We start from the raw sequence: 26,526 nt of genomic DNA, 5'->3' as shown, positions 1-26,526 counted from the left end.
AGGTCGTAATAGTATTTGGATCCAGACGGCGATGCTAATGCTCACTACAGTCAATAGCATCGCAGCTCAAGGTTGTGTAATTACGATTTTTTGTAGTGAGATAGTGAGGAGATCCGTTGGTGATCCCAACGCCAATGATTATGTTCGCTTATTCGCATTCCGCCCGCCCAGTAACATTGCTTTGCTCGCTTTTGGCCTGTTAAACACGCTTTGCCAAATTCGGTCAAAGTAACTTTTTGTTCCCACCAATTTTTCTCTACTGAGTCGATAGCGAAAAGCGGCACTTCGGATTGAGTAAGTGGAAACAGTAGGGCGTAAAACATGACATCACCTAAAAAAGGCAGCGGTTCAATTTGCTGATACCGCTTGAACCACTCTGTTACAGAGATGGGTGAACGCTGTGAACTCAATACATTTAAAGCAAGCTGTTGAGTCATGCTCAAACCGCTATTGGTATGAGGCAGTTCTTGCAAGAGACGCCTAAGCACATCGGACATGTTCGGTAAGCAATCCAGTTGATGTTGCTCTATCAAACTGACGATAGCTTTTGGTGAGGAACATGACACTGCTTGCCAACACTGCTTTGCTTGGCTCAATAACTTAGCAGATACGGGTTTACGATATCGCCAACAAGAACGAATAGCTTCTTCAGGCAACTGCCCAAAGCCGATGAATCGCTCAGTACCCGGAAACTGGTTCAACTCAATGATCTCTATCACTTTGTTCTCTACATTCTCTAACTGTGTTAGAGCACGAATTAGCATCAATTGATCATAGCTGTCATGTTCGACCCAAAAGACGATTCGTTCAAATACATCACTTTGCAACAGTTCGAGGTTTGATTGTTCCAATGTGACTATATCTTGCACTGAGTCTTCACGCTTCATCACAGGCAGCAGAGTCTCTACGACATATTGGGCACGAATGGCAAGGAAGTTCTGTGGTGTTGCTGGTATGGGGCCAATACAAAGCGGATCGATCAGGGCTAAAAATGTCCCTTCAAATCCGCTGGCTTTAAGTTGTTGTTGAATGTCGTGGCCACAACGAACGTGTAGCGTTTTTACTTTCGCATCTAGGGGCGGTTTTTGTTCTTTGATGGCTCGTTTGTGCGCTTCTAGCTCTTCGACATGAGCTTTTAGTTTACTCCAACTGGATAAGCCCAGTTCTCTTGCGAGTGCATGTTGAACGTCAGCCAATTGAATTGTATTGGGAGTCAATGACTCTGGTTTGGAGTGACATCGCTTAACTAACTCCAACGTAGCGTCATCGTATAGGCGGATAGCTTTGAGCCTTTTTTTAACAATGGATTTTTGCTGATTGATATTGATCGAGAAGCTATTTGTAGAGTTCATATTTCACCTTTCTTATTTCTTCCACACTCGCCTAAATAGAAGCTAAAAAGAAGGTAAAAACAGATTGTGCCTGCTAAACCAAGCAGGTGAGGATATTGCCGTGAACCGAGTTCTTTCCGCGAGTGTTGGGTGCTTTAGGCATGAGCAGAGTGATAGTAGGTGGTCGCTATCCTTCGTGCAACCTTTTGTGAGAGTGTAGCGTCACAAAATGGCCGTTTCTCTATATTTAGGGAGAATCAATAGGCGATAACACTAGCGATTCAACTCAATACCACTATCGCTAGGCTCGAGTTTCTACACTTTTGAGTAAAGTACGATAAAGCGCTTGAGTCGCAGGACCACTTTTGGCTCCTTTGGGCAAAGTGAGGTGCAGCGCAACCTGATATTGATGGGAGTGTTCGACCTCCAATACTTTAATTTTATCGCTCTTGCGGGCTGCGACTAAGTGCGCTGGTAGCCGACAAAATCCAGCGCCTTGCTCTACGGCGTGAAAAGCGTGGTCGAAGTTATCGACGGTAATACGCTGACGTGCGCGTAACCAACCCACGTCTCTTTTCGTTTTGTCTGAATCGCCTAAGTCACGGATGACAATTTGGCTGGTGGTTGCAAAATCGTCGATGGAAACATGCGGCTTTTTAGCGAGTGGATGGTGTGCTGCGATTACAGGCAGCATGGTTGTTACGCCAAATGCTTCGGCAGGGTAGTTGGTTATCGGTAAGTTGATGATTGCGATGTCAGCGAGCTCATTTACGACCATTTCGGTTGTTTTGCTCAGTGACGTTTCAACCACTTGAACGGAGGTCGTGTTGTTGTCCTCCAAAAATTGACTGAGTGGTGCATAAAGCCAACAAGGGTCACAAAGATGATCTACTGCGACCGTGATTTGAGATTCCACCCCACTTTTTAACTGCTCGCTGATGACCTCCAGTTCCCGCGCTTGTTCAAGCATGGATTGTGCACGACGCAGTATGGTTTTACCGTGCTCAGTCAAACCTGCTTTGCGCCCTCGTACTTCGATAAGTTGAATGCCAAGTTGGTCTTCTAACTTCCTCACCGAGTAGATCAATGTGGTATGGCTCTTGTTGAGCAGCAAAGCTGCAGATTGAATGCTGCCTTCTTGATCAATCGCTTGTAGCGTTTGCCATTGTTCTAAGGTCGTTTTTAGTCTCATGAGTCAATTTTTTAGACAGTTAATGGCAAAATTATGAACTTTTTTGTCAGTTTTATAAAGGTAATAATCTTGTCATCGAAAGCGAGTCAATAATAAGAGGAGACTCAAGATGGCGAAATTATTGCAAGTTGATTTTGAATTTCATGGTCCGTTTGGTGAAGAGATGTCGAATACTTTGGTCGACTTAGCTCAGTCAATTAACCAAGAGCCGGGTATGATTTGGAAAATTTGGACGGAAAGCGAAAAAGACAAACTCGGTGGTGGTATCTATCTTTTTGAAGATGAAGCCACGGCGCAAGCTTATCTCGAAATGCATGCCGCACGCTTACGAAAAATGGGCGTAGTCGAAGTACGAGGTCAAATCTTCGATATCAATCTGCCGTTAACGACGATCAATCAAGGGCCTATTGGAGGATAAGGAGATGATGACCAACCGCACTTTTCTAACCGTTCATGGCGTCATATATACGGTATTCGCTTTTGCGTTGTTTTTTGTACCAACCATGATGTGGCCGATGTATGGCGTACAAATTAACGACCAATACGCGCTGTTTTTATCGCAACATACGTCGATCTTTTTAGGTGGAATCGCTGCGGTGAGTTTGATGCTACGAGATGTGGAATCTGGTAAGACTGCGAAACAGCTGTTTAAAGCATTATTTATTACTAATGGGTTAGGGACAGTGATTACTACCTATGCCGGCATTACAGGAGTATTTGTCGGTTTTGGTTGGAGTGACCCAATATTCTTTGTCTCGCTCAGTTTGTTGACGTATAAGCAATTAAGAGTGCAATAGAAAAAGCCCTGCTGTTTCTAGCAGGGCTTTGTCATATTTGGTCAAATTAGCGATCTAGATTAATTCATGATTCGCTTTTGTACGCGTAGTTGTAGTAGCCGTATCCATAGCCGTATGAGTTAGATGCTTTTTTCTCAACCGCATTGAGAATCACACCTTTAACTTCTACACCTGATTGCTCGAAGCGACCACGTGCTACCTCAATTTCTTTCAATGTCGTTTGGTCGAAGCGAGCTACCATCAATGTGGTGCCAGCAAGTGCACCAACGATGCTTGGATCCGTTACTGCAAGTACAGGCGGTGTATCGATGATGACTAGATCGTACTCAGCGGACATATCATCAATAAAGCTCTTAAAGCGAGGGTGCATAAGAAGCTCGGAAGGGTTTGGTGGAACCTGACCGCGAGTAACTACATTTAGATTGTCTATTGACGTCGATTTAATGATGTTGCTAGGTGCTACTTTACCGCTCAGGTATTCTGAAAGACCATTATCCCAACGTAGGCCGAAGCATTGTTGTAGGTAACCCTTACGCATATCTGCATCAATAAGAAGCACTTTTTGACCTGTTTTCGCAGCAACGGCTGCAAAGTTGGTCGAGACAAATGTCTTACCAATAGAAGGCGCTGGACCGGAAATCATAAGCACGTTGTTTTTCGCTTCCATCATTGCGAAGTGCAAACTGGTACGTAGGCTTCGAAGAGCTTCGATAGATAAATCTGCAGGGTTCGCTTCAGCAAGTAAAACCAACTCATTGTTGCCTTTGCTTTTATTGCGCTTCAGTTTGCTTGCAAACTCTAGCTGCTGAATAGATTTAGGGACGCTTGCATATACCGGAATGCCCATTTGCTCGATTTGGTCAGGCGTTTCTACACCACGGTGGAAGGCTGCGCGAATCAATACGAATGCAACGCCAGCCATACCGCCTAGCAACGTCGCCAAAACAACGATGAGTGCTTTTTTCGGTTTTATTGGTTTAGAAAATGACTGAGCACTATCAAGAATACGAACGTTACCAACGGTTCCTGCTTTGATAATGTTGAGTTCTTGCACCTTGTTCAATAGCTGGATGTAGATTTGTTGGTTAACTTCTACATCACGTGTCATACGCAATACTTCACGTTGAGTTTTAGGTAGTTTTTGAACTTGTTTGTTTAGGCGCTCTTTTTCTTTAAGCAAGGTTTGACGCTTATCAAGCAGCGATTTGTATGCCGGGTGATCCTGAGTGAAGCGTTGGCTGATCTCACTTTCTTTGAATGTAAGCTCGTTCAACTGCGCTTCTAATTCAACCATCACTTTCAATGTTGATTGAGCTTCTAAGCCTAAATCGATGGATTCATTTTCTTGACGGAATCGATTAAGTACATCTTCAGATGCCGTCAGTTTAGTTTTGATATCTGGTAGATGGCCTTTCAAAAACTCAAGACTTTGTTCTGCTTCTGCGGAATTACGTTGTACATTTTGTAAGAAGTAGTTTTGGCTAATATCGTTCAGGATGGCTTGAATTTTAGTACGATCTTCGCCAGAGAAGCTTAAAGAGATAATTCCCGTTTGCTTGCCACGCTCGCTGATTGAAAGGTTTTCTTGAAGTTTGTTAATTGCATCTAGCTTGCTGATTTTGCTGACCGTGAATGAGTCACCAGTTTGAGCCACTAATTCAGTTGCTAAAAATTGGTATCCATTCTTCTCAAGCAGTTCACCAACTTTTCCTTCAAGTACGACACTGCCATTATCCTCAGTTAGCTTGAATGCTTTCTGCTCTGCATCTACAACTTCTAATGTTAGAGGAATTCCGACCGCATAGGATGGAGCGTTAAAACGAGTAACGTTAATGCTAATTTGCTCGCCTTGGATTCGTGCTAAGCCTTTGCCAATGATTGGCATATAGTTAGGAGATGCAACGGTTGTTAAGTTGAACTTATCTACAGTGCCACCCAAGATCATACGAGATTTAATGATTTCAATTTCAGTAGTGGCAGATGATTCGGCGGAGAACAATTCTCCCATATCACCAACCATTGCAGAAATACCACCTGAACTCTTACTTTCAATTTGAATCAGAGCATCAGCTTTGTAGATAGGTGTAGATAGAATGGCAACACCGACACCTACAATAGAAAATAGGACGACGGTACATAAAATGAGCCACTTAGCATCAAGAATGATACCAAAGAGCTTCCCCAAATCGATTTCATCGTCGACTTGACGTGATTGTTTAATAGTTTGTGTTGTCATTACTTTAACTTCTTGAATACCTTGCCATTAGCGTTTATGTATAGTCTTTCGACTTATAGTTTTTTTGACCATGCCAATGCAGCTTTTTCTATCAGCGCATAAGCATGCTCGAATGCTTCCCTGCTTTGTCTGTATGGGTCAGGGATATTTTTTTCTTCGATCCATTGTCCAAATAGCATGGTTTTACCACGAGCCTCCGGAGCAATTTTTGTTAAGGCTTCTAAATGGCCTTTTTCCATTACCAGTATAAGATCGTACTGAGCACAGAGCTCTGGTGTTAATTGTTGTGCTTCATGTCCGTCTAAACTAATACCGTGTTCACTGGCGAGGTTTGCAGCCATTTGATCTGCGGGCTTTCCTGATAGATGACTTTTGTGGACAGCTAAGCCTGCTGAAGCCACTTGCTTATTAGGAAGCAAAGATTGTAAAAGTCTTTCCCCGGTCGGGGAGCGGCAAATATTGCCTACACAGACAACGAGAATATTAGAAAACAAGTTCTCACCCTATTTAAGCTATTGCTAAATAATCGAATCTACATGCTCTATCTTGTTCTGAAGAGCAACAACGGTTCTTTTGGTATTAGAAAAGAGCACAAGGTTCAACTCTTGTGCTCATGTTAATTCTATGGCCAAGTGCGAATGCGTAGCACACCTTCTGTTAGCTCATTAAAGCCTGAAATCGTAGGCACTAGCTGTGTAATTACACGATTCCAACGGCTAATCGGAGCGGTGGTAACATACACAATATCATATGGATTTAGATCAAACTCGGTACCAATAACGAGTGCAGACGCATCAGACACATCTAACTGGTAAATGTCTGCCATTTTAGATTCTTCTTTTGAACGTCTAATGACAAAAACACCCGTGGCGTCTGCCGAAATTTGATTAATACCACCGACGTTACTCAGTGCTTCAGTAAGGCTCATACCACTGCGATCAATTTTCAGCAGTTTTGGATCATTGACTTCACCCATCACGAATACCTTTTGTGCGTCATTACGTGGGATGTGGACAATGTCGCCCGGTTTTAGAAGACGGTTTTGAGTGAGATCACCTTGTTGCATTAGTGCATAAAGCGAGATGTTTTCAACCACCCCATTGCGTGTAAGAGTTGCATTGCGCCAGTCTGCCTCTTGAGCAAGTCCACCTGCGCGGTTTACTGCGTCTAGAAGTGTTAGTGGAATGTTAGTGATCGCTTGTTGGCCTGGCTTGTTCACTTCACCTGTAACATAGGTTTTTTTAGAGCGAAAAGCTGCGACGCTAACGTCTACTTGAGGACTTTCGATGTATTTTGCTAAACGGCTTGCAATATCAGAACGAATTTGTCGAACGTTTTTGCCTTCCACTTTTACAACGCCAATGTATGGGTAAAAAATGGTGCCGTCAGAATGCACCCAGTTCCCAGCTTCCGCAGAACTACGGTACGAACCCGCAGGAATAGTGAGCTCTGGATGATCCCAAATCGTGATGTTCAGAATATCACCAGGGCCAACCTCATACTCATATTTGGCTATTTCCACATCTAGCTCTGGGTTTGGTTTCGAGAAAGGCTCAATAGAGTTTAAAGAAGTGACTCGCTCCAAAGTTAGGGGATAAACGGTAACTTGAGACTCTATGTCACTGGATTCGGTAGTCATTACCGTTTTATCGCTGATAGAAAGATGGCTACCAGGAAGTGTACAGCCTGAAAGGACGATAGGAAGTACAGTTATCCCCAAAAATTTATTAAGTGTATTCATTGGTTTATAGCTACCGAAAGAAATTTGCCGACTGAAATTGAATCATTCTAGTTGAGCTGCATGTCATCAATATTGATGTTTTACTGCAGTTTAAGCCTGTAGAAAACGAGTCCATTCAGAATTATTTATGTAATAAGCACTCCAAATGGCTGCTTGCGACTTAGAGCTTTAGTTTTATTAATGAAGGTTGAAAACTGACCCACAAAAAATAGACAACTATTATCCATCTGGTTGCAATAAAGGCAACTAGATACTTAAAAAATACTGACAAATATATGACAAAAATGTGTCTATCTAGAGTTATTGAGACGAATGCATGATTTTGCACAGGTAAACAGAGATTAATGTGAAAAAACTCATGCCAAAGTTGTATGCATCCTATTTACACCATATGCAACTGCCGTTATGCTTCCTGTTGCGGTCGGATATAACAACAAATTATTGGAGCTAATTTTGAAAATCAAACTTTTAACGGCAAGTGTGGCTGCGGTTCTGCTGGCAGGTTGTGGTAGTGACAGTGACCCAGTAGTGAAAACTTACTCAGTTCAGGCTTATGATCCAGCTGTTATCGGCATGAAGGTTCAAGCTGTATGTGGTGGTGAAACATACGACGCGATTGAAAATACAACAAACTATGAAGGTATGGTTGGTGAAGCGCGTTTTGAAAATATCAATGTCGTAAATGCGCCAGGTGACTGTGCTTTCGTATTGACGCATACTGATGAGAGTAAAGACGCATCAAATGGTAAACCTATTACATCTGATTACAAAATCCCTCAAGGCTTAGCGCAGGCGGATTCATTAGTAACAGGCTCTCCATTTACGACTTTGGTTTCTAACTCTTTGAAAGAAGGTGAGATTTACTCTTCTGATATCGCCGAAAAAGTATTCGAGAACTTAGGTATTGATATCAATGCAAGTGGTAAAACGGTTGATGAAATCCTTCGTGATACAGAGTCAGTAGTTGAAGGTCTTCAAGGTGAAGGCGGTAATAGTGCACTTGCTACGAAGTTAGTTGCTACAGCGAACGTTGTATCGGATATCATTAAAGCAAACCCAACAGCTGCACCTGAAGCTGTAGCAGTTGCTGCAAAATCGATTACCGAAGAAGTGATTGCGAAAAATCCACATTACCCGAAAGCTAGCGCGGGTTCTGATGAAGTGATTTACGTAGAGATTTCTGAAGCAGATACAAAGAACGTTGTTGAGCAGGTTGAAAAAGATATCGCTGCAGGAAAACCTGCAGATCAAATTAAACCAACTGTTCCTACAATTCCTGAAGCGAAACCTGGTAAGCCAATTAAACCAGAACCACAACCTGGAGATGGTACTGGCGCGACAGGCGGTAACTAAGCGAGTTTTTGCTGATAAATTCTAAAGGCCTCTTCAGAGGCCTTTTTTGATCCTATCGTACTGTGGTCATCACCTTTTAGTGAGCCCTTTACTGTTTAAGTAAAGCAGAATATGCGGACGAGACTCACCTGCTAACTTGCTCGTAACTTCTTGTGACCACGTACTTTGTTTTTGATTGCTTGAGCGGTTTGCATAGTAGTTCTGCATCGTTTGGTCGTATGCTTGAATGTCATCTAAGTTGAGAGCTTGGTACTGGTTCTCGTGCACCACCACGTGCGCAGGTAGGCGAGGTTTAACTTCTGGGTTTTGATCTGGATGGCCCAAACACATGCCAAATAGGATGGCGGTATTCTGGGGTAGCCCCAGTAGCTCATCCACTTGCTGAGCATTGTTTCTTAAACCGCCAATGTATACGCCTCCCAAGCCCATCGATTCTGCTGCCAGTAAGCAGTTTTGAGCCATGATTCCAGAGTCTACGGCACCTATGAGCGTTAACTCTGTGAAATCGGCTTGAACATCAGGATTAATACTGGTGTGACGCTGGTAGTCGATACAGAACACCAAGAACTCTGCCGCGCTTTCAACGTATGCTTGATTCCCTGCAAATTTCGCTAGTTGTGATCTCTTCTCTGTGTCCGTGATTCTAACAATTGATACTACCTGCAACATACTGGATGAGGATGCGGCAAGACCCGCTTGAAGGATGGTTTCCAGTTGCTCTTTATCGATAGGCTGTGAGGTAAATTTACGAATGGAACGGTGGCCAAGAATGGTTTGGATCGTACTGTTCATGATGACTTAACATCCTTTGTTCTATTTTTAGGCTGAGCGTTCACCTTAGCGGTATTTAATGAATGGGTAAACTATCGTGAAAGAAAAACTGTGCCTTAGAGCATAAGTTTGAGTTCAGACTGGGGAAACGGCGCGCATTCTGTTTGTGAAGGTATATACTGTTTTTAGAATCAATAGTTTATCTGCGTTGGAAAGATGAAAGAGCTGATACTTCATACCGTCACAGTGTTCATGGGCTTCTTTGCGATTATGAATCCCATTGCCAATATTCCTATCTTTTTGAGCCTCACGGCGGATGAAGATAAAGAGACCGTTCGATCAATCGCACTTCGTTCGGTGTTTATTGCTTTTGTCATCGTGGCTATTTTTGCCATCGCAGGAAAAGTGATTTTCGACCTCTTTGGTATCACCCTTTATGCGCTGCGCATTACTGGGGGAATCTTAGTCTTCATGATAGGTTTTAATATGTTGCAAGGAGATTCCACGCATCAAAAAACCAAGGAAAAAGCGTATTCGCCTGCGCAGCAACAGGCAGCCTTGAGTATTGCCGTATCACCGTTGGCGATGCCAATACTCGCGGGGCCGGGTACGATTGCGACAGCGATGAACTTTGCGACCACAGGTGGTTTTGACCAAACCATTATTACCATCGTTTCATTTGCGGTTCTTTGTATCATTACCTACATATTGTTCCTGTTTGGGGACAAACTGGTCAAAGCGGTAGGGCCTAGTGCTTTGAATGTGGTGACAAAAATGATGGGCCTGATTTTGGCAGTTATCGGCACCCAAATGTTCATCGATGGTGCTGGCGAAGCCTACAAAACCGTATTTGCCTAACTCTTCCTATATTTCCCAAATCCACACTTGTGTTGCGTCATAAGTGTGGATTTTTTGATCTTTAGTTTTCACTTTCTAAGGCAGAAATACATAGACTTCACCTATCTCAATAATAAGAATAACCAATTGTTGCTAATGCACGAATTTCATTACTCTTTTCCGAGAAATTAATGGGGGAAACATGGCAACGAAAGCAATTGTAGTGGAAGGTGGAGCGATGCGCGGCGTCTTTGCCAGTGGCGTGTTAGACGCATTTCTAGAGCGAGATTATAAGCCATTTGATTTTGCGATTGGTGTGTCGGCAGGCGCATCTAATTTGATTGGTTATCTGACCGATTACCCGCACCGCAGTATAAATGTGATTACAAAGCTCGCGACCAGCAAGCGCTTTTTCGACCCGACCCGTTTCCTCAAAGGTGGCGATTTGATTGATGTAAAATGGCTGTTTGAAGAGTCCAACCGTTTGTATCCCGTCGATGAGAAAAAGCTTTTTGAAGGCATTCCATTTTTTGCGGCCACCACTAATGTGGACACAGGTAAAGCGGACTACTATCGAGTGACGCGAGAAAATTTCCATCATGCGATAGAAGCGACAACAGCATTGCCGATTGCTTACAAACATACTCCGTGTTTTTCTGGTGGTTGTTATACCGATGGTGGTGTGGCGGATTCTATTCCGGTTCGAGAAGCTTACCGAAGAGGAGCGCGAGACATCACGGTTGTGCTATCGCACCCGCTGAATTACTCCAAAAAACCAGTAAAAAATACTTGGTTAATGAACAAGTTGTTTGCTGAACATCCTAAAATGGCAGAAGCGATGTTGCATCGTTCAGAGAACTACAATGAGTCCTTGGAATTTATCCGCAATCCACCACAAGGAACCCGCGTGAGAGTGATTGCGCCGCCGGATGAATTTCATGTGCAACGCTTGTCGATGCGCCAATCCGTTCTACTCGAAGGGTATGAAATGGGGCTTCAAGAAGGCAGAACTCATATCACCAATCTGTCTGGTGGTTATGGTTTAAGTCGAGAAAACTGCCACTTTTGTCTTTAACTCGCAGTGATTGATAAAGTAAAAAGAACCCCGCGATTGGCGGGGTTCTTTACGTCTATCGTCTGCGAGATTAGTTCAGTTTATCCCAAGCCATTTCCCAGTGTGAGCCTGTCGCTGGCTCAAATTGTGTTGCACTCTCACTCCACTGTACGCAGTAGCCAGAGTAAGGGAATGGTTTACATTGATAAATCGCGCCGTCGCTTGCTAACACTTTTGTACCTGCTGTGTAGCTAGAAAGCCCCTCTGGGAATACAAAGTCGTATTCGCCTGATGGTGGTGGGGTGACTTCCTCACTTTTTAGATGGAAATCCAGAGTTTGCTGATCGACAAGGTTGCCATCGGTATCTTTAATGCGGGTTACTAACATGTGGTGCCCCGGTTCTGATTTGCTCAGCGTGAGTTCTACTTGTTCGCTTGCACCATCTTGAATTGAACCCGTCCAACTTGCTAGTGGTTCGCGATGATGATTGTAAACCGTTAACTCGGCGGTTAAGTCGCCCTCTGCGGTAAGAGTGAGGTCTAAAGCGGTTGGCTCTGTACCAATTATGTACTCACTAGCAAGACCATCAACCGTGAGTGAATAGTCAGGTACTGGCGTTTCAATATTGTAGCCAATTTCAACACGCTCAAGGCCACTGTTTGATTGCAGGTAAATTGGGTTCGTGCCGTACACTGGCGTGAACTTGTCTTCCGAATATTGACCAGCTTGAAGCTTAGTTTGCTCTTGGTTGATTTTACTCGCCAAGGCGTAAGACCAGTTTTTCGCTTGAGTGAGTACGTCGTTACTAATTGCTAGTTCAGTGCGGTACGCAACGTTCTCACCAGATTGATCAAACACGCGAGTGTAAACCGAATCGCCAACCTTTAGATTCATAGTAGGGATGATTTGGCCACCTTGAGTCCATTCAGGAATCACAGGGGCGTCACCATCAAAATTGACATCGATAACGTTGTAGAATGATGCTGCGGTATCACCCACATCCCATACCGCAAGGATGACATGGTACCCTTCGCGTTCAGGCACGTTACATTGGTGGCTCATCTGTTTTGGTGGTTGAACCATATTGCCGTCAACCACACAGAAAGGGTTGAGATCGAACGAGTCGCGTGACAATGAAGCGTTCGGGTTCCAATTCGGTTTTGTGATGTAGTATTTCCAATCATGAGTCACGTGGTTTGCTGTAAAAGTCCATTCAAACGTTTGTGTACCAGATTTTATCGGACGTTTTACCCAGCGGTCGGCGGTTTGTTCGTCTAGTGCAGCTGCTAGAGCTGTTTCTGCGCTGGCAATTTTCCCGTCGCGAGGGCCTGTCTCTGGGAAGCCATCTGGGCCTTCCACGCTTTGTGGTTCATATTGAATTGCGCCACAGTTAGTGTTTCTTTCATTGGTATCCGATGTTGGGTACTTACACAGCGCTGCACGACTTGCTGCGACGCCATCGTTGGATTCCGATACGTAACCGTGTGCTAAGACACCAGAGCTCATGCTTGCGATAGCAAGGGCAACGAGCGATTTATTAGGGAATGATTTCATTACACGTCCTCTTGTTTGGCTGACAAATGAATGCCACAACTCGGCGCATGCAGAGCACTCTCGTCCGCATCTGATTGGAACTCATTAGATACAGATAGAAAGTGGCAACCCCGCTATCTTAAGCACTAGTGTTGACTAGTTAAGCAGTGCTGGCAGACCGGAAGCTTTGCGTCCCATCCTTTCGAATGGTTTGCCGAAATGTGATTGAGCACTCGGAATGTAGCGTATGAATCTGTGCAAATAAAAATAATTCATCTCCTTGTGGAATCGTTCTCGCAATTTAATATCCATTTGCTAAATAAACGAATGACCTTTGTAATTGTATGTAATTTAACTATCTGAAAATATTTATTTTTAGGTGTTTTTAATTGATTTTATGAATGAAATTCTGAGCATTCTATTGGTATGGTTTTTGAGTTTGTTTTGCTGCTAACACTGATGAGGGGGAAGTGCTCAGGGCTAAGTGCGATTGTGCTCTTGGTGAGGTTTTTTAGGTGTGTTTACTGTTGTCGAGTTCGATTTGAAACGTAAATGTTTTGCTTGAATGTTAGTGGGGAAGTGAATAAATAGTGATTGTAAAAGAGGGCGAGCCGTATGGGTTACGGCCCGCCGAAAGCCTATTGAGTCACTTAAGCTTGTTTACGTTGAGCTGCTTTTTTCGCTAGCTTTGCTTCGCGTCGCTGCGCACGTTGTTTAGCACTTTCACCACCAACGTGCTGCTCGCCTCGTTGATTGGCTAATGATACTTGCTTTTCGCGCTCGCGGAATCGCTCAACTTGCTCTTCTGAATGTTTGCCGTGACATTTCGGGCAGCTCACGCCTTGCTCAAACAATTCAGACTGCTTGTCTTCTTCTGTGATCGGTAATCGACAAGCGTTACACAAATCGTAATCGGCTTTCTCAAGCTGGTGGTTGACAGCCACACGACCGTCAAACACGTAACAATCGCCTTCCCACATGCTCTCTTCTTGTGGTACTTCTTCAAGGTATTTAAGAATGCCGCCTTCTAGGTGGTAAACTTCCTCAAAGCCTTGCTCTTTCATGTAAGCGGTTGATTTCTCACAGCGGATACCACCTGTACAGAACATCGCAACTTTCTTGTGTTTTTCCGGATCCATGTTTTCTTTCACATAGTCTGGGAACTCTCGGAACGTTTCAGTATTTGGGTTTACAGCCCCTTTGAAGGTGCCGATTTCGATTTCGTAATCGTTGCGAGTATCCACCACAAACACTTCTGGATCGGCGATCAAATCGTTCCAATCTTGGGGTTTCACATACGTACCCACCACATGGCGAGGGTCGATGCCTTCAACACCCAATGTCACGATCTCTTTTTTCAGCTTCACTTTGGTGCGGTTGAATGGTTGCGTTTCAGAGTAAGATTCTTTGTAGACCGTGCCCGTTAAACGAGGCTCAGTATTTAGCCACTCAAGCAGCGTATCAATACCCGCGCGGTCAGAGGCGACCGTACCATTGATACCTTCCCCAGCCAGCAGTAACGTGCCGCGAATATGGTGTTTTTCCATCAACGCAAGTAATGGCTCGCGTAGCTCTTGATAGTTATTCAGCTCCACAAACTTGTACAGCGCACAGACTACATACTGACTCATGAGATTTCCTTTATAAAAACAGGTGGTCGATGACCTTTAAATTTTAGCGGCTCGGAGTATACCTGAGTAAATTAGTCGGAAATACGGACAAAATTTACGGATATTCTTGTCAGAAGAGAGGCGATGCTGGATGGCTAATCGCTCGGCAGCGAGACAAATCCGGTATGTGTTCAAACTCTTGGCAAAAACAAAAGGAGGAAAGGGAAATCAAACTCGACATGGTTGGTTGAAATTTGTACTGTGGCTAGGCTTTATATTTCTACCTAAATAGGTGATGAGCGAAAGCCAAAATGACAATAAAACCATCAGTTAGCAGGAAAAGGACATGCAGCAGTTTCACATCAGAAGGCTGAGAGAAGAAGATATCCCTTTACTCAAAGGATTATTGGTAGAGCTCGATACCTCTCACTATGAAGCCGAGCCTAACTTCTACCGATCACCCGAAGAAATGGCGCAGCTAAGGGAAGAACGTGGCGTCTTTGACAAGTATTTCGATGACAGCATGATCGCCTTTATCGCTTGCTCACATCGACAAGTCGTTGGATTTATCTCTGGTACCGTTCGAGATATTGACTCGATGGTTTCTGTTGCAAAGCGCGTTGGCTTCGTTAACGAGTTGGTGGTCTCGGAAAGTCACCGCAACTTAGGAATAGGCTTGTCGCTCATGGACAAAATCGAAAGCGATTTATGCAATCAAGGTATTGAAGAAATTGGTTTAACGGTCGCATCGTTTAATCATGAAGGCGAAGATTTCTATCATAAGATGGGTTATCGCGTGATGACTAAAATGATGAGCAAAAGAGTGAAAGACTGATCGCCATTGTTCATAAACCGCTATAAACGCCTTTTCACCAAATACTGAAAAGGCGTTTTTCTAACGTCTGCCGTGCTTATTTCAACGCAGCTGCGGTCTGTTTGCCCATGGCTATGAGCCTGTCGAGAATACGTTCACCGTCGGCACGCAAACCGTTGTGCTCGTACTCGTTGGTGATCCACGCTTTTGAATTTGGGATTAACGCGAGCGTCTCTCGGCTGATATCCATTTCAACAAACATATCATCGGCGTAAACGGCGCAACTGACAGGCACTTTATTTTGAGCCAGTTGAGTTTGATCGTACAGCGCAGCCCAATCGTCTTTCGCGGCCAATATTTCTGCGGCGTCTTTTAGTGGTTTAAGGTTGACGTATTGGTCGAACATCCACGGGAAGACCATTTCCCCCGTAAAGTAAAATGGCTGGTCAGGTTCATAATTAAACTCTGGTCGGGTTTGGCGAACACGGTGCGCACTCCAATTCGACGCAAAGTCTTGGCAGTAAATCGATTCATGCAAAATGGCGTAGATCGGGTTGGTTTGGAAGTTTTGCTGCGCCAACATATCGTTCAAGAACTCATAGCGAAGTTGTTGTTTGCCGTTCACTTCAATCAACGCGCTTTCTAGCCAATAGTAAGTTGGCAAGAAAGTATCACTCACACCAAAATTGATGCCGATTTGTTGAAATTGTTCCACCGTGAAGCGTTGACCATTTGGTAGGTACTCTTCATTTTCCAGCAAATGATTCGCAATGTTTTGGCAAAGTTGTTGCGCACTTGGAAATTGTTGGAAGAACGCTTGGTTTTTCTCCATGGTGCGTTTGAAGGTGGCTTCATACACATCGTCGGCATGACGCGAGACTGATGGCACGCCACCTGTGATGTAGCTTTGTAGCAAGCTGTCTGGGAACAAAGACAAATAGGTGAGGGAGCAAAACCCACCAAAGCTTTGACCTAAGATCGCCCATTTTTCGACGCCAAATTGCTTACGAATGTACTCCGCGTCGCGCACGATGTTATCCGCTCGGAAGTGGCTCAAGTAGTCTGCTTGTTGCTGCGGCGTGAGGTGAGCAAGCGTCTGGTGATTAATTACGCTGCTATTGCCCGTACCGCGCTGGTCGAGAAGCAAAACTCGGTACTCTTGCAGCGCGCGTTTTACCCAGCCGCTATTGCCGTTTTGACGCGGAGAGGGAAAGCCCGGCCCGCCCTGAAAGTAAACCAACCAAGGTTTGGTCGATTCTTCATCGCCAACTAGGCAAACCGCACGAGCGAATATTTCAATAGTGCCTTTGCTCGCGTCTTGGTAATCCAGAGGAACGGTAAAACTGTGGGGAGTGTAATGCAATCCTGCGTCGATAAATGATTGAGCGTTCATTGTTATCTTTATTTCCTTATTGAGGGGTAGTGCTACTTTACTGCGAATGGCATGAAGAACCAATGCTATTTCCCAATCGCCTCTTCAGTTCTATACCTTGGTCAAATCAATGTAAGTTCAAGAAAATGAAACGATTAGCGACTGGTGCAACTGGTTGAGTGAGCTATGCTCAATAGAGTTGCGACAAAGTAAGAGCATGGAGGAAGTCGGATGAAAGTGTCACTGGCTCGATGGACAATTGTGACTTGTTTAATAAGCGTACCTACTTTTGCCGTTGTTACGCCTAACCCACCTCAGTTACAGGCAAAAGGCTACGTATTAATGGACTTTCAATCCGGTGCCATTATTGCCGAGCATAACGGGCGAGCAGGCCTTGCTCCGGCGAGTTTAACCAAGTTGATGACCGCTTATGTAGTTGGACAAGAAATCAAAGCGGGGCGTTTGAAATGGGATGATGTTGTCACCGTGAGCGAAAACGCGTGGTCGGCCAAGTTTCCCGGTTCTTCTAAAATGTTCATCAAACCGAAAGATGAAATTAGTGTTGCGAACTTAATGCGCGGCGTGATCATCCAATCAGGAAATGATGCGTGCGTTGCACTGGCTGAGCACGTTGCAGGCAGCGAACGCGGCTTTGTCGCCTTGATGAATGGTTGGGCGGAGAAATTAGGACTGCAAGATACCTATTTTGTGAACTCCCATGGTCTTGATAGTGATGGCATCCAAACCTCACCAACCGATATGGCAAAACTCATGCAGTCGATCATCAGCGATGTTCCTGATGTGTACGCGCTATACAGTGAGAAAGTCTTCAAGTGGAACGACATTACGCAGTACAACCGCAATAAGTTGTTGTGGGACAATTCCATTGATGTCGACGGGGGCAAAACCGGCTACACCAGCAATGCCGGATACAGCTTGGTGAGCTCGGCCAAAGAAGGAAGAATGCGCCTTATCTCGGTGGTGATGGGTACGCCAAGTAAACAGGCTCGGATCAGCCAATCGAAGAATCTACTCAGCTATGGTTTTCGCTTTTATGACACCAAGCAAGTTGCTAAGCAGGGCCAAGTTGAGTCTAAAGTTCGCGTTTGGAAGGGAAATGCTAATCAAGTTGAAGCGATCTTCGCTAAAGATGCCTATCTCACTCTACCTCGTTCAATGACGGCTGGGCTTGATAAGAGTGTGGTGTTAAATGAACCGTTGATTGCGCCGATCGCGCAAGGAGATGAGATTGGTAAGGTCGTTTGGAAAAGCGATGACAGTACCGTGGCGAGTTATCCCTTGGTCAGCAGCCAAGCGGTAGAAGAGGGCTCGTGGTTCGGTCAGCTTTGGGACAGTCTGGTGCTGTGGGTGAAATCGTTCTTTAACTAGAATAAAAACGAGCAGAAGTGTCTTTCTGCATTCTTTTGTTGATGGCCGCCCAGCTAAACGCAGGGCGGTGTCTTTTTTAACGGTTTATTCCGACAAGGTGATGATTGGTAAATCGTCCCAAATCTTACTTTCATCCGATGCGCCACCGGAGAAGTTCCAAGGGCCTTTGTCTTGCTCTAGCGGACGGTAAGTTGCCGAAAGGCCGTCTAAGTCCCAAGTCGTGACATAGAATCGGATTCCATCGAGCGAATCTGGGCGGCCTAGTGCACCGCTAGCAAAGTCCATTGAAATGGTGTTGTTGGCTTTGTCTACTGTCACTGTTGGTGCTGGCGTTACGGCTTCTCCCCATGTCGTCGCATTTGCTCCTTTGGTGTTGTAAATCGAGCTTTGCCAGCCAAAAACAACCGCATTGCGACTCCAGGTTCCGCTTGGCATAGAAGCGTTGACCTTCGGTAGCTCAGACAAGTTGGTTGCGGCTTCTTCCGGTAAATCAATAAAGATGGTGAAACCCACGTGGTCGAAGCCGTTTGGTGGCAACCAAGTGTCGGTGATTTTGTTCATGGTGAAGGTCAAGCGTACGTTACTGCCAACGGTAAACACTTCTGCTTTGTTGATTGCGAGTTGGCTGCTGTCTTTGTCGAATGTTGGATCGGTTGGTAGCGAGTAGTTACCGTTAGGACCGCCCATGCTGTCTTGTGCATCGCCTGCATCATCAATGGTGTCGTCCGGCGTGTTTGACCAGCTTAGGTTGGAGACAAAATTCACGTCCTCGATGCCTGCTTTTTTCTCGGTGGAATAAATCGCGAAGCGGTGCTGTTGTTCGCCAATAGCAAAGTGACGAGTCGACAGCGTGACGCTAAACTGACCATCAGCGCCTACAGTAATGGCTTGCGCTGTTTCCAAGTTACCATCGACGACAAGGTTCAACTTCTCGTTGGCGTTCGCACTACCCGCGATAACAATATCACCAGTGATGGTTTGTCCTTCCCAATCCTGCGCCAGTTGGATGTTGAGGTCTGGGGTATTTACAGATTGGTTGCTGCTTGTTTTTGAGTAAATTACTGCTGATTTAGCTGGCAGTTCCAACGTCACATGGCCATTTTCATCTGCGACTAACTGTTCTGGAGCGTCTGCCCAGTTCGACATGATCTGTTGTTTGAAGACGGTGCCGCCAACTTGTTCTACATCGAGTTGGTTCATCAACATCGGCGAGTTGGATGTATTCATCACAACCAAGACTTCGTCGTTATCCAACGTTCGGGTAAAGGCGAACACGCCCGCGCCCGCTTTATCGCTGCCAATCACTTTCATTTCGCCACGTGTCATGACTTTGTTTTCAATACGTAGCTTGGCAAGTTCTTGAATAAACAAGTACATCTCACTGTTTTGGTCGAATGAGTCTACGTAGTTGCCATCTTCACGGTACCCTCCGGCGAACATCGCATCGCGCGCTGCTGACATCGCCTGTTCTGTACCTTGGTAAATCACAGGAATACCCGGCACGCTCATCATGGTGATCAGTGCTTGTTTCATGTCATTCACGCTACCTTGCGACAGAAAACGCGGCATGTCGTGATTATCAATGAAGTTCGGCATGATGTATGGATTTGGGAACATCTCCATCATTTTCTCAAGACGGAAACGTAAATAGTCGGTCGGTTGTCCTGATGCAAATACGCGCGTCATGGTCGCTTGCAATGGGAAGTTCAGTACCGAGGTTAGCTGTTTCGGTGAGCCACTTTCACCGATGTAAGTCAGCATCTTCTCTTCGCCTTCGGTGTTGTATGGCGTAGATGTTTCGAATACTTCACCAAAAGTGAGGAAGTTGTCACGACCGGTATCAACCGCTTGCGTCATCACACCATCGTTGGCGTGTAGGAAATCGTTCCAGAAATCGTGTTCAACAAACTTCACCGTATCGATACGGAATCCGTCGACGCCGACTTCGCGAATCCATTTTCGGTAGCTCTCTTTTAGATAAGCGCGTACTTCAGGATCGGACGTATTAAGGTCATCCAAATCAGAGAGTTGCCAGGTTTTTTCTTGTACCGGATCGTTGTGGTCGGTGATGGTTGGCGTCCAATGGTAGCTGCCTGTGCCGTCTGTTTTACACTCGTTCATGTTGAGTGGGTACGGCAGTTCTTGCCCGGCGGGTAGTGCATTTTTAATCAAACGGAAGCCTTGGCAAGGTAGGCTTGGATCATAACTGTAAGGATCATCGTAGGTGAAGAAGTTGCCTACATGGTTGGTCACGATGTCCTGAATTAAGAACATGTTACGCGCATGCACTTCGCGTGCTAACGCTTGGTAGCTTTCCATGTCACCAAAGTGTTCATCCACTTTTTGAAAATCGCGCGCCCAGTACCCATGGTAGCCGCCGTAGTTTTGCTCAGCATCCCACCATTGGTTAGCAACTGGCGGAGTAATCCAGATCGATGTGGCACCGAGATCTTCGATGTAGCTTAACTTATCACTCACGCCAACGAGGTCGCCGCCGCTGAATTTTTTATCCGACGTCGGATCGAATTCGTTTTGCCCTTGATCATTGAGAGCGCTGTCGCCGTCGTTAAAACGGTCGATCATCAGGAAGTAAATGATTTGATCTTGCCAATCAGGGGATGCCACGTGGCTGCCTGTATCGATTGGTGTGGTTTCGTCGCTTCCACAGCCAGAGAGAGCAAGAGCGATCGCTAAAGGAAGTATTTTTATTTTATTCATTGGGTTAGGTAGAGTTTCAAACACAGTTTCTGCCTCCGTTATGCAGTAATGCAGAAACGATAAAGCAAAGGTTTGAAATTGAGGGTGTCACTTCACGCCAAAAAAGACGTGAAATGATGTCACGAAGTGATGGTTTTGATCTGACCGACAGTTTTAATTGAGCGGTTGCACAATAGGATATTGTATCGGGTAATGCTCTTTCGCGAGCTCGTTGTCGGATTCATCATAAAGGCGGAAACGGCACTGCTTTGCTGTTTGAGTGAGCGATAATTGCAGCACCCAACAAGCATAATGTAGCGAGTGCTGGGTCAAGCGCATTGCGTGAGGTGTGGGGTCATCATCGGCGTAACAGTCAATCCTCGCAACGTTTTCAAGTCGGCATGCCAGTTCGACAAAGAGCGTGTATTGCGCCCCAATATTAATCAGCTGCCGAGTCGGAACAATGTATTCCGTTGCGCCAATTAAAAGCCCCTTAGAAACCACATAATCACGCTGGTGGTTATTCTCAATGTAACGTTCCCCATCGACTTCATAACACAGGCGAAAGGTAAGGGGATGCGCCACCGGAAGTTCAGTCGTTGCCCAGAGTTCGGTGCCATGACTTAAAAAACGCTCGAAGAAGGCGGGATAGCGCCGCCATGCGCCATCACGGTCACGGCATTCTACCGAGACCACTTTTTCAAACGCAATATTGTCCACTTCTATCCAGATTTTGCCGACAGGTTGGTCGATGTGGTTATCGTCGAAGGTATTGGCTTTGGCGTAGTGCAAGCGGATCGGTTGCTGATTTAGTTGAGTTCGGTTATCCAAACATTGTTGGCGATACTGCATGGGTGAAAACGGATACCAACGACGAAAAGTGCGGTGAAAGTTCGATGGCTCTTCGTAACCAAGTTGATAGGCGATTTGCTGCGTCGTGAGTTGGGTGTCGGCAAGCAAAGTGAGTGCTTGCTTTCTTTTCGCGAAATCAACGCATTGAGAGTAGCTCATTTGCTTCTCTTGCAGTCGACGTTGCAAGGTGCGTTTGGAGACGCCCAGTTGCCTTGCCGCTTGCTCTAACTTGAGCGCGTAATTGCTGTTTTTGATGAACAAGGCGTTCAAAACACTCAGTAATTCTGGTTGCTCAATTGGCTGGTGAGAAAGCAGCAAATAAACATGTTTCACCAGGTCAAACACGCTTGAACTCGTTTTAGAATCTCGCGTTTCCTCTAGAAAAATATCGGCCGCGAGTGGATTGCTGGCTTGAACTTGTACCTGTATTGATTCGCTTAGCTCAAGCATTTCCAACTGCATTTTGAGCAAGCCAAACACCGACTCGGCCCAATTTGGCATATCGGCCGTTCTACATTCGACTTGCAGATGGATTTGGGCATCACCATGTTGCAATGTGACGTACAAACGGCGGTCGAATAATGAGACACTTTTACTCCACCAAAGCAGCCCTTCTTGGAGGTTAGGCGCTTCTTTCAACATCATGCATTGCAAGGCAACCAACTTCTCAATGTGCCAATATTCGCCGGCAATTCTCAGATGATTGTGACCGAGCTTTTTGCACAGAAAGGATGTAATAACGTTATCTTGAGGCAGCATGAGTTGAGTTTGGTTGCGAGCAAACATGCATTATTGCCGAAAAGATGAAGAAGTTCAGTGAGAACGCTCAAAGCCTTTCTTATCGTTTTATTTTCAAATTTATTTTGAAAATGTTTTTAATCGAAATCGGTTTTTCCCTTTATCTCATGAGGTTATGCTGTTACACAGCTTAAATTCATTAATTGGAGAACCTCATGGATATCGTACAAGCTGCAAAATCTCGTTACTCAACGAAAGTGTTTGACCCAACGCGCAAGCTACCTCAAGAAAAAATCGACGCAGTTAAAGAGCTGATTCGTTTTAGTCCATCGAGTGTGAACTCCCAGCCTTGGCATTTCATTCTAGCAAGCACAGAAGAAGGCAAACAGCGCATCGCTAAAGCGGCGCAAGAGAACTACGCGTTTAACGCGGCGAAGATTCTCAATGCTTCTCACGTATTGGTGTTTTGTGCGAAAACAGGCATTGATAACGACTACATTGAAGCGCTAATGGCGCAAGAAGAAAAAGATGGCCGATTCCCAACCGAAGAAGCGAAAGCGGCTGTGCGTGGTGGTCGTAGCTACTTTGTGAACATGCACCGCTTTGATCTGAAAGATGCGAATCATTGGATGGAGAAACAAGTTTACCTCAACGTGGGTACGTTGTTGTTGGGTGCTTCGACGCTAGAAATTGATGCAGTGCCAATTGAAGGGTTTGATCCCAAAGTGCTGGATGAAGAATTTGGCTTGCGTGAAAAAGGTTACACCAGCGTTGTGATCGTGCCGCTGGGCTACCACGCGGAAGATGACTTCAACGCGAAAACGCCAAAGTCTCGCTGGGACGCAGAAACCGTATTCACCGAGATCTAATTCGAGCTTACTTACAGGTGACGTAGAACCCTGTAATCAATATATAAATCGCAAAAGAGTGATAAAACGATGATCCACTTAGTTGCAGAAGTGAAAGCCTATCCAGACAGTAAGGATCAGGTGGTGAACTTGCTTGCTGGTTTACTAGAGCCAACTCGCAAAGAAGAAGGCTGTTGCCAATACGAGTTGTATCTTGACGAGAAAGTTGAAGGCCTATTTATGTTCCAAGAGATTTGGGCATCGCAAGATGCCTTGGATAAGCATTTGCAAAGCCCGCACATGTCGACGTTTCTTGAAACATTAGAAGAGAACGATTGGGTTGAATATACCCAGATTCGTCCTCTTCGATTTATCGCCTAATGACAGAAGGTTGCCAGCACGTTGGCGCGTTGTTGGCAGCATTTTTGTTGGATAAAGTCGCGGAAAGTCCGAATCGTTGGCGTCAGTAAGCGACGATCGGCGCACACCATGTAGAGCGGTACTGGGCCGCAATCCCACTCTGGTAACACTCGCACCAATCTTCCCTCGATTAAGTCTCGGCTGATGTCCATCAATGATTTATTCGCAATGCCTTTGCCTTTGATCGCTAATCGATGTGGCAAGTCACTATCGTTGCTCATCAAGTTACCGCTGACCACGACTTGTTCTTTCTCGCCGTCACGCGTGAGCGTCCATTTGTTGTAGACCGAATCCGCGACCATATAGCACAAACAGTTGTGTTGCGTTAAATCGGCAGGAGAGGTGAGTTCTGGATGTGTGGCTACGTACTCTGGCGATGCACATAAGATCCGTTCGTTTGACCCACACAAAGCCAACACGACCAGATTGGAGTCGGCCGGTTCGCCGTAGCGAATCGCAATATCGACAGGCTTGGTGTACATATCCGTCAAGCTATCGGACAGCTCTAGTTTTATGGAAACATTTGGGTAGAGATCGATGAACTCATCCACCCAATCGAGCAACATATTGCGACCAAAATCGGAGGGCGCAGTAATGTGCAGTTGACCAGATAACTCGCCACGCGCACTTGAGATCTGATCCAACCCCTCTTGCAATGTAGCCAATGCTTGCGTGGTTTTGTCTAAAAACAGTTCGCCCTCTGAGGTTAAACGCAGGCTTCGGGTGGAACGCACAAACAGTGGGAAACCGATTTGCCCTTCAAGACGCTTAATCGACGCACTAATGGCGGCAGGTGTCATGTCCATGCTGTTAGCGGCTTTTGAAAAGCTGCCTTGGCGCGCGGTTTCGACAAAAATATTGAGGTCGTTGAGGGCTTTCATCGTGAAAAGGATGTTTGTGAAGTTTGAGCTACTATAGGGGAGATGAGCAAAGTAATTCAAGCTAAACGCCTTTGAAGGTGAAAACATTAGGTTAAGTGGTCACTTTGAGTTAGATTAGCCCGCCACTTACATCGTTACTGGATCAACAACATGAGCAACGAACAGCCGAATAACCCTCTGCATGGGTTGAGTTTAGAAAAAATCGTCACCCGACTAGTTGAACACTTTGGTTGGAATGGCCTGTATGAGCGCGTTCGAGTGAACTGTTTTAAGAAAGATCCGTCGATCAAATCTTCTCTGAAGTTTTTGCGTAAAACGCAATGGGCACGAGACAAAGTCGAAGCGCTGTATATCGAGACGTTTTGCTAAGCGTTACGCTTTCAGCTAAAAAATCCGAATCAAAAAAGGTGGCCATGAGCCACCTTTTTGTTTTCTTACTGTACTTGTTTCTTCGATGACTTTTTACTGTCCGCTGCCGATTTATTCCAAACGATGCGTACTGCCAACCGTGCTTTCTAACTCAAGAATGGATTGGCGCACATGATCAGGAATGGCCGCTTTCTCGTTGTTTTTAAAATCGAACATCACGCCTGTCGCGGTTGAGACCGTCGTAATCTTGCCCCATTTTTTACTCAATACTTGATATTCCATAGTGATGCGGTCTTCTTGCATGTCGATCACGCGCGAGCCGACCAGCAACGTGTCTGGGTAAGTGACAGGCAGTTTGTAGCGACATTGCGTCTCGCTGAGTACTGGCCCAATTTGCGAGGTTTGCAGGTCGACCAGCAGATTAATTTTGTTGAAGTAATCTAAACGCGCCGTCTCAAAGTAGCGGAAATAGACCACGTTATTGACGTGTTGCAGAGCATCCATTTCACCCCATGCGACTTTGATCTCTGTGATAACGGGAAAGTCCTTTAACAGTGTGTCCATTTTTAGTGCTCCTTTTTCATCTGCATTGCCACAAATTGCGACACGACTTATCACTTTGAGCATTTATTCTAGATGTAATCATTTAATATGTAATAAAATTGTTTTTAAAATGTGAAATGAAATGGCAATCTTATTATGTAAACTAGAAACTTTACATAATCGAGTTGAAGGCGTAAGTTTAACTAAGAGTAACCAAATAGGAGGTGTCTTATGACTGAGCTGAAAGGTTTCAATCTAGCCAAGGTGGAAAAACGCATTGACTGGACTGGCGAGCTGTTCAGTTTAAGGGTCTCAGGCGCGCCTCTTACCTTTAAAGCCGGCCAGTTCACCAAGCTTGCTTTGCTCGATGATGAGGGCAAGCCTATCAGCCGCGCTTACTCTGTGGTTAATGCGCCAAGCGAGCAACACGAGTGGCTCGAATTCCTCATTGTGGCAGATCCTCAAGGGCAACTTTCTCCAAGGTTGCAAAAGCTAAAAGCGGGTGACCCGATTTATGTGGGTGAAACCGCGCATGGCGATCTCATTCACGACACCATTCCTAAGCAAGCGAGTGATCTATGGTTGCTTTCGACGGGGACTGGCATTGGCCCGTTTTTATCTTTGCTGGATGACATTAACCTGCTTCCTCACAATGATCGTATCGTGCTGGTGCATGGTGTTCGCTACGAAAAAGATTTGGTCTACAAATACCTGATTGAGCATCTTCAATTCCGATATGAAGGACGCTTAAAGTACGTGCCAATCGTGAGTCGTGAATCGTCACTCGGAAAACTGCAAGGTCGAATCCCAGAGTTGATTGCGTCTGGTGAGCTTGCCAATAAAGTGGATGTGCCTTTCTCTCCGCAAAGCAGTTTTGTGATGCTGTGTGGTAACCCAGAGATGATTAAAGATACCTTGCCTGTGCTGCAAGAATTAGGGTTAGAAAAGTATCGAACTCGAACAGGCGGTCACGTTATCTATGAGCGTTATTGGTAAGTATCCACCCATTGCTGAAACCGAGATAACTAAGTTATATCGGTGTAAATTAAAAATCACTTTTGAGACATGATACGAATTTATAGACTTATCAATTGAGCACATATACAACAATGCCTAGACTGCGTTCACTGTTGTTGTAGGTGGTTAT

24 protein-coding genes and 1 riboswitch are annotated in these 26,526 nt (G+C 45.2%); of the genes, 11 read left to right on the top strand and 13 right to left on the bottom strand.

Going from position 1 to position 26,526, the window contains the following annotated elements:
- Positions 1-80: 80 nt before the first annotated feature.
- Positions 81-1,352, bottom strand: a complete 1,272-nt coding sequence (locus tag ACF8OV_RS03450; RefSeq protein ID WP_203503535.1) for a DUF1835 domain-containing protein — start codon at positions 1,350-1,352, stop codon at positions 81-83.
- Between the two features lie 280 nt (positions 1,353-1,632).
- Positions 1,633-2,523 (bottom strand): LysR family transcriptional regulator, encoded by an 891-nt coding sequence (locus tag ACF8OV_RS03445; protein WP_147691311.1) that lies wholly within the window; start codon positions 2,521-2,523, stop codon positions 1,633-1,635.
- A gap of 109 nt (positions 2,524-2,632) precedes the next feature.
- On the opposite strand from ACF8OV_RS03445, the gene ACF8OV_RS03440 reads away from it, so the two are divergent.
- Together ACF8OV_RS03440 and ACF8OV_RS03435 are read left to right on the top strand one after the other, a co-directional pair.
- Positions 2,633-2,941 carry a monooxygenase gene (locus tag ACF8OV_RS03440; RefSeq protein WP_017447198.1) on the top strand — a complete coding sequence of 103 codons (309 nt, stop codon included), beginning with the start codon at positions 2,633-2,635 and terminating at the stop codon, positions 2,939-2,941.
- Positions 2,942-2,948: 7 nt separating this feature from the next.
- Positions 2,949-3,320 carry a hypothetical protein gene (locus ACF8OV_RS03435; protein ID WP_203503786.1) on the top strand — a complete coding sequence of 124 codons (372 nt, stop codon included), beginning with the start codon at positions 2,949-2,951 and terminating at the stop codon, positions 3,318-3,320.
- A 64-nt stretch (positions 3,321-3,384) separates the two neighbouring features.
- On the opposite strand, the gene ACF8OV_RS03430 is transcribed toward ACF8OV_RS03435, so the two are convergent.
- The 3 genes from ACF8OV_RS03430 to ACF8OV_RS03420 all read right to left on the bottom strand — a co-directional run bounded on the left by ACF8OV_RS03430 (position 3,385) and on the right by ACF8OV_RS03420 (position 7,297).
- Positions 3,385-5,556, bottom strand: coding sequence for a polysaccharide biosynthesis tyrosine autokinase (locus ACF8OV_RS03430; RefSeq protein WP_021450524.1), 2,172 nt, complete (start codon positions 5,554-5,556; stop codon positions 3,385-3,387).
- 53 nt (positions 5,557-5,609) lie between these two features.
- Positions 5,610-6,050, bottom strand: a complete 441-nt coding sequence (locus ACF8OV_RS03425) for a protein-tyrosine-phosphatase (protein ID WP_023584497.1) — start codon at positions 6,048-6,050, stop codon at positions 5,610-5,612.
- 128 nt (positions 6,051-6,178) lie between these two features.
- Complete coding sequence (locus ACF8OV_RS03420; protein ID WP_023584498.1) at positions 6,179-7,297, bottom strand: polysaccharide export protein; 1,119 nt, start codon at positions 7,295-7,297, stop codon at positions 6,179-6,181.
- Between the two features lie 453 nt (positions 7,298-7,750).
- Here ACF8OV_RS03420 and ACF8OV_RS03415 point away from each other — a divergent pair, with 453 nt between their 5' ends.
- Entirely contained in the window at positions 7,751-8,650 is a 900-nt protein-coding gene (locus tag ACF8OV_RS03415) for a hypothetical protein (protein WP_078230625.1), read from the top strand.
- A 69-nt stretch (positions 8,651-8,719) separates the two neighbouring features.
- Here the strand turns inward: ACF8OV_RS03415 and nfsA are convergent, their stop codons facing one another.
- Positions 8,720-9,442: an oxygen-insensitive NADPH nitroreductase gene (nfsA, locus tag ACF8OV_RS03410; RefSeq protein ID WP_203503531.1), complete on the bottom strand. Its 723-nt coding sequence runs from the start codon at positions 9,440-9,442 to the stop codon at positions 8,720-8,722.
- A 195-nt stretch (positions 9,443-9,637) separates the two neighbouring features.
- Between nfsA and ACF8OV_RS03405 the strand changes: the two genes are divergently transcribed.
- Both ACF8OV_RS03405 and ACF8OV_RS03400 read left to right on the top strand, forming a co-directional pair.
- On the top strand, positions 9,638-10,279 hold the full coding sequence (locus ACF8OV_RS03405; RefSeq protein ID WP_005458325.1) for a MarC family protein: 642 nt from the start codon (positions 9,638-9,640) through the stop codon (positions 10,277-10,279).
- Between the two features lie 181 nt (positions 10,280-10,460).
- On the top strand, positions 10,461-11,333 hold the full coding sequence (locus ACF8OV_RS03400) for a patatin family protein (RefSeq protein WP_005458402.1): 873 nt from the start codon (positions 10,461-10,463) through the stop codon (positions 11,331-11,333).
- Positions 11,334-11,403: 70 nt separating this feature from the next.
- Here the strand turns inward: ACF8OV_RS03400 and gbpA are convergent, their stop codons facing one another.
- On the bottom strand, positions 11,404-12,867 hold the full coding sequence (gene gbpA, locus ACF8OV_RS03395; RefSeq protein ID WP_392404326.1) for an N-acetylglucosamine-binding protein GbpA: 1,464 nt from the start codon (positions 12,865-12,867) through the stop codon (positions 11,404-11,406).
- A gap of 100 nt (positions 12,868-12,967) precedes the next feature.
- A riboswitch (cyclic di-GMP riboswitch) is annotated at positions 12,968-13,072 on the bottom strand.
- Between the two features lie 424 nt (positions 13,073-13,496).
- Entirely contained in the window at positions 13,497-14,477 is a 981-nt protein-coding gene (locus ACF8OV_RS03390; RefSeq protein WP_203474286.1) for a rhodanese-related sulfurtransferase, read from the bottom strand.
- Positions 14,478-14,802: 325 nt separating this feature from the next.
- On the opposite strand from ACF8OV_RS03390, the gene ACF8OV_RS03385 reads away from it, so the two are divergent.
- Positions 14,803-15,291 carry a GNAT family N-acetyltransferase gene (locus ACF8OV_RS03385; RefSeq protein ID WP_005462686.1) on the top strand — a complete coding sequence of 163 codons (489 nt, stop codon included), beginning with the start codon at positions 14,803-14,805 and terminating at the stop codon, positions 15,289-15,291.
- A gap of 76 nt (positions 15,292-15,367) precedes the next feature.
- On the opposite strand, the gene ACF8OV_RS03380 is transcribed toward ACF8OV_RS03385, so the two are convergent.
- On the bottom strand, positions 15,368-16,663 hold the full coding sequence (locus ACF8OV_RS03380) for an alpha/beta fold hydrolase (protein ID WP_274055880.1): 1,296 nt from the start codon (positions 16,661-16,663) through the stop codon (positions 15,368-15,370).
- 210 nt (positions 16,664-16,873) lie between these two features.
- Here ACF8OV_RS03380 and ACF8OV_RS03375 point away from each other — a divergent pair, with 210 nt between their 5' ends.
- Positions 16,874-18,031 (top strand): D-alanyl-D-alanine carboxypeptidase family protein, encoded by a 1,158-nt coding sequence (locus tag ACF8OV_RS03375; RefSeq protein ID WP_021484077.1) that lies wholly within the window; start codon positions 16,874-16,876, stop codon positions 18,029-18,031.
- Positions 18,032-18,115: 84 nt separating this feature from the next.
- Here ACF8OV_RS03375 and ACF8OV_RS03370 read toward each other — a convergent pair whose 3' ends face one another.
- Together ACF8OV_RS03370 and ACF8OV_RS03365 are read right to left on the bottom strand one after the other, a co-directional pair.
- On the bottom strand, positions 18,116-20,773 hold the full coding sequence (locus ACF8OV_RS03370; protein WP_274055879.1) for an alpha-amylase family glycosyl hydrolase: 2,658 nt from the start codon (positions 20,771-20,773) through the stop codon (positions 18,116-18,118).
- A 129-nt stretch (positions 20,774-20,902) separates the two neighbouring features.
- Positions 20,903-22,366, bottom strand: coding sequence for an AraC family transcriptional regulator (locus tag ACF8OV_RS03365; protein WP_203503519.1), 1,464 nt, complete (start codon positions 22,364-22,366; stop codon positions 20,903-20,905).
- Between the two features lie 167 nt (positions 22,367-22,533).
- Between ACF8OV_RS03365 and ACF8OV_RS03360 the strand changes: the two genes are divergently transcribed.
- Positions 22,534-23,187: an oxygen-insensitive NAD(P)H-dependent nitroreductase NfsB gene (locus tag ACF8OV_RS03360; RefSeq protein ID WP_005480118.1), complete on the top strand. Its 654-nt coding sequence runs from the start codon at positions 22,534-22,536 to the stop codon at positions 23,185-23,187.
- A 69-nt stretch (positions 23,188-23,256) separates the two neighbouring features.
- Positions 23,257-23,547 (top strand): putative quinol monooxygenase, encoded by a 291-nt coding sequence (locus tag ACF8OV_RS03355; protein ID WP_203503516.1) that lies wholly within the window; start codon positions 23,257-23,259, stop codon positions 23,545-23,547.
- Here the strand turns inward: ACF8OV_RS03355 and ACF8OV_RS03350 are convergent.
- A complete protein-coding gene (locus ACF8OV_RS03350) occupies positions 23,544-24,467 on the bottom strand; it encodes a LysR family transcriptional regulator (RefSeq protein WP_005484216.1) in 924 nt (307 codons plus the stop codon). The two genes, ACF8OV_RS03355 and ACF8OV_RS03350, sit on opposite strands and share 4 nt — an antisense overlap.
- A gap of 150 nt (positions 24,468-24,617) precedes the next feature.
- Here ACF8OV_RS03350 and ACF8OV_RS03345 point away from each other — a divergent pair, with 150 nt between their 5' ends.
- Positions 24,618-24,836, top strand: a complete 219-nt coding sequence (locus ACF8OV_RS03345) for a VF530 family DNA-binding protein (RefSeq protein WP_005396617.1) — start codon at positions 24,618-24,620, stop codon at positions 24,834-24,836.
- A gap of 111 nt (positions 24,837-24,947) precedes the next feature.
- Here the strand turns inward: ACF8OV_RS03345 and ACF8OV_RS03340 are convergent, their stop codons facing one another.
- On the bottom strand, positions 24,948-25,400 hold the full coding sequence (locus ACF8OV_RS03340) for a thioesterase family protein (RefSeq protein ID WP_025579641.1): 453 nt from the start codon (positions 25,398-25,400) through the stop codon (positions 24,948-24,950).
- Positions 25,401-25,610: 210 nt separating this feature from the next.
- On the opposite strand from ACF8OV_RS03340, the gene ACF8OV_RS03335 reads away from it, so the two are divergent.
- A complete protein-coding gene (locus tag ACF8OV_RS03335) occupies positions 25,611-26,375 on the top strand; it encodes a ferredoxin--NADP reductase (RefSeq protein ID WP_005462708.1) in 765 nt (254 codons plus the stop codon).
- Positions 26,376-26,526 lie beyond the last annotated feature (151 nt).

Source organism: Vibrio sp. GLN_1 (assembly GCF_043106015.1).
In the GTDB taxonomy this organism is placed as follows: Bacteria; Pseudomonadota; Gammaproteobacteria; order Enterobacterales; family Vibrionaceae; genus Vibrio; species Vibrio parahaemolyticus.
The sequence above is the reverse complement of the archived record's forward strand: the minus strand, read 5'-3'. Positions and strand labels throughout refer to the sequence as shown.

Coding starts and splice junctions, on each gene's coding strand:
- ACF8OV_RS03450 (WP_203503535.1), bottom strand. CDS start 1,352: ATGAACTCTACAAATAGCTTCTCGATCAATATCAATCAGCAAAAATCC.
- ACF8OV_RS03445 (WP_147691311.1), bottom strand. CDS start 2,523: ATGAGACTAAAAACGACCTTAGAACAATGGCAAACGCTACAAGCGATT.
- ACF8OV_RS03440 (WP_017447198.1), top strand. CDS start 2,633: ATGGCGAAATTATTGCAAGTTGATTTTGAATTTCATGGTCCGTTTGGT.
- ACF8OV_RS03435 (WP_203503786.1), top strand. CDS start 2,949: ATGACCAACCGCACTTTTCTAACCGTTCATGGCGTCATATATACGGTA.
- ACF8OV_RS03430 (WP_021450524.1), bottom strand. CDS start 5,556: ATGACAACACAAACTATTAAACAATCACGTCAAGTCGACGATGAAATC.
- ACF8OV_RS03420 (WP_023584498.1), bottom strand. CDS start 7,297: ATGAATACACTTAATAAATTTTTGGGGATAACTGTACTTCCTATCGTC.
- nfsA (WP_203503531.1), bottom strand. CDS start 9,442: ATGAACAGTACGATCCAAACCATTCTTGGCCACCGTTCCATTCGTAAA.
- ACF8OV_RS03405 (WP_005458325.1), top strand. CDS start 9,638: ATGAAAGAGCTGATACTTCATACCGTCACAGTGTTCATGGGCTTCTTT.
- ACF8OV_RS03400 (WP_005458402.1), top strand. CDS start 10,461: ATGGCAACGAAAGCAATTGTAGTGGAAGGTGGAGCGATGCGCGGCGTC.
- gbpA (WP_392404326.1), bottom strand. CDS start 12,867: ATGAAATCATTCCCTAATAAATCGCTCGTTGCCCTTGCTATCGCAAGC.
- ACF8OV_RS03390 (WP_203474286.1), bottom strand. CDS start 14,477: ATGAGTCAGTATGTAGTCTGTGCGCTGTACAAGTTTGTGGAGCTGAAT.
- ACF8OV_RS03385 (WP_005462686.1), top strand. CDS start 14,803: ATGCAGCAGTTTCACATCAGAAGGCTGAGAGAAGAAGATATCCCTTTA.
- ACF8OV_RS03380 (WP_274055880.1), bottom strand. CDS start 16,663: ATGAACGCTCAATCATTTATCGACGCAGGATTGCATTACACTCCCCAC.
- ACF8OV_RS03375 (WP_021484077.1), top strand. CDS start 16,874: ATGAAAGTGTCACTGGCTCGATGGACAATTGTGACTTGTTTAATAAGC.
- ACF8OV_RS03365 (WP_203503519.1), bottom strand. CDS start 22,366: ATGTTTGCTCGCAACCAAACTCAACTCATGCTGCCTCAAGATAACGTT.
- ACF8OV_RS03360 (WP_005480118.1), top strand. CDS start 22,534: ATGGATATCGTACAAGCTGCAAAATCTCGTTACTCAACGAAAGTGTTT.
- ACF8OV_RS03355 (WP_203503516.1), top strand. CDS start 23,257: ATGATCCACTTAGTTGCAGAAGTGAAAGCCTATCCAGACAGTAAGGAT.
- ACF8OV_RS03350 (WP_005484216.1), bottom strand. CDS start 24,467: ATGAAAGCCCTCAACGACCTCAATATTTTTGTCGAAACCGCGCGCCAA.
- ACF8OV_RS03345 (WP_005396617.1), top strand. CDS start 24,618: ATGAGCAACGAACAGCCGAATAACCCTCTGCATGGGTTGAGTTTAGAA.
- ACF8OV_RS03340 (WP_025579641.1), bottom strand. CDS start 25,400: ATGGACACACTGTTAAAGGACTTTCCCGTTATCACAGAGATCAAAGTC.
- ACF8OV_RS03335 (WP_005462708.1), top strand. CDS start 25,611: ATGACTGAGCTGAAAGGTTTCAATCTAGCCAAGGTGGAAAAACGCATT.